The 6,000-nt window shown below is 68.4% G+C and carries 4 protein-coding genes and 4 pseudogenes; 2 read left to right on the top strand and 6 right to left on the bottom strand.

Annotated features, from left to right (window positions below; translation table 11 throughout):
• Positions 1 to 309 (top strand): transposase (locus BM419_RS27255; RefSeq protein ID WP_139257133.1); only part of this gene is annotated, 309 nt, incomplete at its 5' end.
• Here BM419_RS27255 and BM419_RS27250 read toward each other — a convergent pair.
• Positions 279 to 509: pseudogene (locus BM419_RS27250) on the bottom strand (hypothetical protein); the annotation flags it as partial. The gene BM419_RS27255 and the pseudogene BM419_RS27250 overlap by 31 nt on opposite strands.
• Before the next feature lie 14 nt (positions 510 to 523).
• Positions 524 to 1,688, bottom strand: a pseudogene (locus BM419_RS27245) (IS66 family transposase); the annotation flags it as partial.
• A gap of 105 nt (positions 1,689 to 1,793) precedes the next feature.
• Here BM419_RS27245 and BM419_RS31750 point away from each other — a divergent pair.
• Positions 1,794 to 3,407, top strand: coding sequence for an ISL3 family transposase (locus BM419_RS31750; RefSeq protein ID WP_107684812.1), 1,614 nt, complete (start codon positions 1,794 to 1,796; stop codon positions 3,405 to 3,407).
• Between the two features lie 54 nt (positions 3,408 to 3,461).
• On the opposite strand, the pseudogene BM419_RS33025 reads toward BM419_RS31750, so the two are convergent.
• The 4 genes and pseudogenes from BM419_RS33025 to BM419_RS27210 form a co-directional block, all read right to left on the bottom strand.
• A pseudogene (locus tag BM419_RS33025) lies at positions 3,462 to 3,779 on the bottom strand (transposase); the annotation flags it as partial.
• Positions 3,780 to 3,885: 106 nt separating this feature from the next.
• Positions 3,886 to 4,056, bottom strand: a complete 171-nt coding sequence (gene tnpB / locus BM419_RS32730) for an IS66 family insertion sequence element accessory protein TnpB (protein ID WP_206614541.1) — start codon at positions 4,054 to 4,056, stop codon at positions 3,886 to 3,888.
• A 25-nt stretch (positions 4,057 to 4,081) separates the two neighbouring features.
• Positions 4,082 to 4,741, bottom strand: a pseudogene (locus BM419_RS27215) (IS3 family transposase); the annotation flags it as partial.
• Positions 4,742 to 5,385: 644 nt separating this feature from the next.
• Positions 5,386 to 5,898, bottom strand: a complete 513-nt coding sequence (locus tag BM419_RS27210) for a hypothetical protein (RefSeq protein ID WP_091928266.1) — start codon at positions 5,896 to 5,898, stop codon at positions 5,386 to 5,388.
• Positions 5,899 to 6,000 lie beyond the last annotated feature (102 nt).

Here is a 6,000-nt window from a genome sequence, read left to right as displayed (position 1 = left end):
GTCCCGGTGCTGCAGCCAGGCGACGTCGTCGTCATGGACAACCTGCCAGCCCACAAGGTCGCCGGCGTGCAGGACGCGATCGAGGCTGCAGGAGCGCGGCTGCTCTACCTTCCGTCCTACAGCCCTGATTTCAACCCGATTGAACAGGCCTTTGCGAAGCTGAAGGCTCTGCTACGCAGCGCGGCTGCGCGCACGATCCCGGATCTCTGGGCGGCGATCCGACAGGCCTTCACACGCTTCACTCCGCAGGAGTGCCGCAACTACCTCGCCGCAGCCGGCTACGAGGACGACTTGGCCGTCGCTACCTGACCGGGAACTGCTCTAGAGGGCTCGTCCAACCAGGCTTTGCAGATAGCTTCGTAGGGCGTGAGGCCGCGTAGCGTCTTGAGGCGGCGGGCGAAGTTTTAGGCGGCCACGAAGTCCGCGAGGTGCCGCCGGAGCTGATCGTGGCTCTCGTAACGGAAGCGTTTGACGGTGGCGTCCTTGATCGTGCGGTTTATCCGCTCAACTGTAAGCGTCGTTCTCAGGCCACGGCCCTGAGGGGCTGCGGGGCGTAGGCCCAGGGCCGCAGGTCGTCGATATTGCTCTGCGGATGCCCGGCGACGATGCGGGTGACGACGTCGGTCAGGGAGGCCTGCGGGTCGACCCCGTTCAGCTTGCAGGTCTCGACCAGCGAGGCGACGACAGCCCAATGCCCGGCACCACCGTCCGAGCCGGCAAACAGCGCGTTCTTCCGCGTCAGGGCCAACGGTCGGATCGCCCGCTCGACGGTGTTGTTGTCGATCTCGACGCGGCCGTCGTCGAGGAAGAGAGACAGGCCGGCCCAGCGACTGAGCGCGTAGCGGATCGCCTCGGCGAGCTTGCTCTTCTGGCTGATCAGCCCGAGCTTGATGGTGAGCCGCGGCTCCAGCGCCGCCACGACCGGCTGGCTGCGGTCCTGACGCACGGCCCTCCGCTCGTCGGGGGAGCGCCCGCGGATCTCGCCCTCGATCCGATAGAGTTCGGCGATGCGGGCGAGCACCTCGGTCGCGATCGGTGCCGGGCCAGCCTTGGCCAGTTCGTAGAACCGGCGGCGCACGTGCGCCCAGCAGAAGGCCAAGCTCACAGCCTTGCGCGCAGCCAGGACCTTGTAGCCCGCGTAGCCATCGACCTGCAGCGTGCCCTCGAAGCCGGCCAGGTGACGGATCGGGTGTTCGGCCTTGCGGTCGGGCGCGTAGAGGTAGGCCACGTCGGGCGGATCGAGGCCGCCCCAGGGTCGGTCGTCGCGGGCGTAGGCGAACAGCTGGCCGGTCCTTGGTCTGCCCGCGGCCCGGATCGAGCACCGGTGCCGTGGTCTCGGCAGCAAACAGCCGGTCCGACGCCTTCAGCCTCTCGAACAGCCGCGCGTGGACCGGGCGCAGCAGGAAGGCCGCCTTGCCCATCCAGTCGGCCAGCGTCGAACGGTCGAGGTTCACACCCTGCCGGGCGTAGATTTGGGCCTGACGATAGAGCGGCAGGTGGTCGGCGTACTTGGACACCAGCACGTCAGCCACGCTCGCCTCGGTCGGGATCCCGCCCTCGACGAGGCGGGCGGGCGCGGGGGCCTGCACGATCACGTCCTCGCACGCCCGGCAGGCATACTTTGGCCGGCGGGTGACGACGACGCGGAACTGGGCCGGCACGATGTCGAGGCGCTCGGCGACGTCCTCGTTGTCAGGCGACACGGCAAACTGGGTTCTTCCGCATTTTCTGTGGCGAGGCTGGCATCTGGAGGGCTGTCGCCCATCTCGGGGGATTCGCTGACGGAGAGCGCCATGTCCCGACGCCTTCTTCCCTTCGTTCCCGCATCCCTCAGCATCGTGCAGGTCGAGCCCATCGCCGACGCGATCGTCATCCACGTCGCGCCTCGCTCGACGGGGACATCTTGCCCGGTATGCTCGATGCCGTCGCGGCGCCACCATGGGCAATACGAGCGAACGCTGGCGGATCTGCCCTGGCAAGGTCGTGGCGTTCTCCTGCGGCTTCGGCTGCGACGCTTCCTCTGCCTCAACGCGGCCTGTCCACGACGGACCTTCAGCGAGAGCGTCGAGCCTGTCGTCCGGTCCCACGCCAGGCGCTCCGAGCGCCTACGCGATCTTCAGCGACATCTCGGCCTCGCTCTCGGCGGCGCTCCTGCCGCGCGCTTGGCACGGCGCCTCGCCATGCCGGTGAGCGGTGACACGCTCCTGCGCCTCGTGCGCGCGGCGCCCGTGCCAGATCGCCCTGAGCCGCGCGTCGTCGGGATCGACGAGTGGGCATGGCAACGCGGGCGGAGCTACGGGACCATGATCGTCGATCTCGAACGGCATACCGTCATCGATCTGCTGCCTGATCGGGATGCCATCAGTGTCGCCGGGTGGCTGCGGGCTCATCCCGGTATCGAGATCGTCGCCCGCGACCGCGCCGAGATCTTCGCCGAGGGCGTGCGCGCCGGTGCCCCGCAGGCCCAGCAGGTCCTCGATCGCTTCCACCTCCTGTGCAATCTCGGCCTCGCGCTGCACGCCATCGTCGCTCGCCATCACGCCGCTGTCCGCGTGGCAGGTCGCGCTGTGTTCGATCGTGCGCGAGCGGTGGTTCGGACTGCTGCCACAGCAGCGCGACCGCCTACGGCGCTTGAAGCTCGGAAACGGGTAACGCACGCCCACCGTCATGCATGTCACGCCGAACTGAAGCGGCTTGCGGCAGCGGGCGCTTCGGTCGCCGGTATGGCGCGCGCCTCAGGCCTCGATCGCAAGACGGTGCGGCGTTGGCTGCGTCGGGAAGCGCCGCCGATTTGGCAGCGCAGACGAGCCGTGCCGACGATCCTCGACCCCCATCGCGATCACCTGGAAGCCCGCTGGCAGGCTGGCTGCCGCAATGCGGCCGAGCTCGCCCGCGAGCTGATCCGGTCCGGCGCCGCGGTCCATCCGCGCGTGGTGCGCGACTGGGCGATGAAGCGCCGACGCGCGAGCTCGGACGTCCTGGACGCTTTGCCGAGGTCGGTGAGCGCGCCGCTGTGGCAGCCACCCTCCATCAATCGGACGGCTCGGCTCCTGCAGGCTGAGCCGTCCAGTCTCGGCGAGCTGGATCGGCACTTCCTCGATCGGCTTCAGGTCGAGGCCCCCGAACTGGCGCGGAGCGCCGCCCTTGCGATGCGCTTCGCCGATCTCGTTCGGCGACGTTCCGGCGAGAGCCCGGAAGCTTGGTTCACGGCGGCGTCCGCGACGCCCCTTGCACGATTCGCTGAGGGGCTGCGGCGCGATCGGGAGGCGCTGATCGGGACGATCACGACACCGTGGTCAACGAGCCCTGTCGAAGGGCAGATCAGCCGCTTGAAGATGTTGAAGCGCACGATGTTCGGACGGGCCGACTTCGCCCTTCTCCGCCAGCGTGTGCTGGCCGCAGGATGAACCGAACTCACCACACAAAGTGCGGATGAACCCAGTTCCGGATGTCGCTTGATACTCGTCGATGACGTGGAGGTCGCCACGGCAACAGGGGCTGGTGCGGTCGTCGACGTCGATCATCCGTTCGATGCGCGGCAGGTGGGCCGGCAAGGCGCCGCGGTTGGCGCGGCGCTGCCGGGTGCGGGCCGCGCGAGCCGATGCATCGGCGGCGTCGGTCTCGGCAAGGCCCCCAGCCTCAATCTGCTCGGCCTCCTCCAGGCCCAGGAGCAACTGGTCGACGGGCAGGCTCTCGGCACGCCGTCCGAAGCGGTGACGCTGCAGCTCCCTGATGATCTGGTGCAGCCGGTCAATCTCGGCCTCGCGCGCCGCCACCATCGCCTTCAGGGCGGTGGGATCATCGGGCAGGCGCGCGCTCGGTTCGCTCACGAAGCCGATTTGAGCATGGATCACAAGGCTTTGCCAGAGTGATCGACTTGGCGGATCAGCTCACGGCGACGGGAGCGCGCGTTGGCCGGGCCACGTGCACGCGCCGCCAATCGAGCCCTTCCAGAAGGGCCTGCAGTTGCGCTGCCGTCAGCCGCACCACCCCGTCGGTGACGGCCGGCCAGCAGAACTTGCCGTCCTCCAGCCGCTTCGACAGCAGGTGATCCACCCTCGGTGTCGCGGACACAGGGAGATCATTTCGCGGTCCTCTCGGCTTGCTCGGGCGTGAGATAGCCGAGTGCCGAGTGGATGCGTTGCCGATTGTAGTAGCCCTCGATGTAGGCGAACAGATCGCGCCGCGCTTCATCCCGGGTCGCCCATCGTCGCTGATGGACGAGCTCGACCTTGAGCGTGCGGAAGAAGCTCTCCATCGGGGCATTATCGTGAGCCCCAAGCCGTGCGGCTCATCGACGGCTTCGCCCTCGTACCGGCGAGCTGTCTCCGGTAGGCCTCGGCCGCGTACTAGCTGCCGCGAGCCGAGTGGTAGATGAGCCCGGCGGCCGGCCGCTGCCGCTGGGCGGCCATCATCAATGCCGCTCCGCTCAGCTCGGCGCGCATGTGATCGCGCATCGACCAACCGACGATCTTGCGCGTGGCCAGATCGAGGACGGCAGCCAAGTACAGCCAGCCCTCGCCGGTCGGCAGGTAGGTAATATCGCTCCGCGGACCTTCGGTTCGGCCAGCCAGACCGTGTCGGGTCGCGCGGCTGAGAAGTCCTGCTTGAGGAGATTGGGCGCGATGGGGAGATCGTGACGGCTGTCGGTCGTACAGGGCCGGAACCGACGCCCCGTTAGGGCGCGGATGCCATGCCGGCGCATGAGACGCTCCACCCGCCCGCGGCTGACGGACCGGCCTCCAGCAGGGCGACCGCTTCGCGTTTGAACTCGGGCGTGAACTCTCGTCTCGTCTTCGCCATCCGACACCTTCCCCGCTCAGCATGAGCGTATCAGAGGTGTCCGCGATGCCGAGGGAGGATCAGGAGCGAGCACGAGCCGCGCATCGCCGCTCTGAGGAGTCGGGCGGCACAATTGGAGGAGCGCGCGAGGAGATCCGGGCTGCGAGCGAAGCAGAGCGCGAATTGACCTTGATTGTTGGCCAGTTGGAGCTCTTCCCCGCTCGCATGCGCGAGTGCCTCAATGTTCTGGACTGGACGCCCAGAGTGCTGTCCTCCTCCTCATGGTTCGGCGCATCGAGATCGACGATGGACATATCGAGATCGTCTTCCGCGTCCCACCACCGCCGCCGCCGAGCGGGCGGGATCAGTCCAACGCTCGCAGAGGGCAACGTTGTACAGCGGACCGTGACCGAGCGGCTCCCCAGGTGAAAACCGATCAGACCGGCACGATCTTCCCCGTTCCGGCCGCCGCGCCGAGCGCGCTGATGCTGCCGATCAACCGCCGGATGTTCGGCGGCCGCCTGCCTCGGAGGTGCGCCCTCGGTTATCGCGGCGCCGCCCAAATCCCTAGCCCGAGGACAGCACCGCCTCCCGGAATCCGTCTCACTCCGCGGCGGCGTCGTGCCGGACCTCCGCCTCTTCATCCGGATCGGCCTCGCCGTCCTCGGCCTCCTCGTCCGCGGCGGCCGCGGTGAAGAAGTCGCCGTTCCGGATCGCCTCGCCGCCGGTCACCAGCATGCTGAGATAGGTGTTGAGGGTGTTGGGCGCGACGTCATGCAGTCGCTCGGCGATCTCGGCATGCGACAGGCCTTGCGGGCCGGCCGAGCCGAGCAGCGCCTTCAGCCGCCCCTTGGCCGAATTGGCTCGGGGACCGCGAGCACCGCGCCGTCCGCCGGAAGCGGGGGCGGCACGGTCGGCCGCGGAGGCCCGCAGCCCATTGGGCACTTGGAGACCGGAGGCGTCCAGCGGGATCCCCTCGACGATCGAGATCAGCGCGGCCTCCGCCGCCCGGAGCTTGGTCAGCTCGGCCGCAATCCGGTCGTAGTCGCTCTGCAGCGCGGCCCTGCGCGCCCGCACATCGACGAGGGCCTTCGTCAGGGTGTTGTCCTCAGCCACCGGATGGCCTCATCCCATAATTTCACTAGCGGACGCCATACGGCATAGGACCCTTCCGACGTCAACCGCCGCGCGAGTTGTGAGGATAGAGCCCAATGGCTT

The organism is Methylobacterium sp. yr668 (genome assembly GCF_900116245.1).
GTDB lineage: Bacteria > Pseudomonadota > Alphaproteobacteria > Rhizobiales > Beijerinckiaceae > Methylobacterium.
This window is presented reverse-complemented; position numbering and strand designations above follow the sequence as displayed.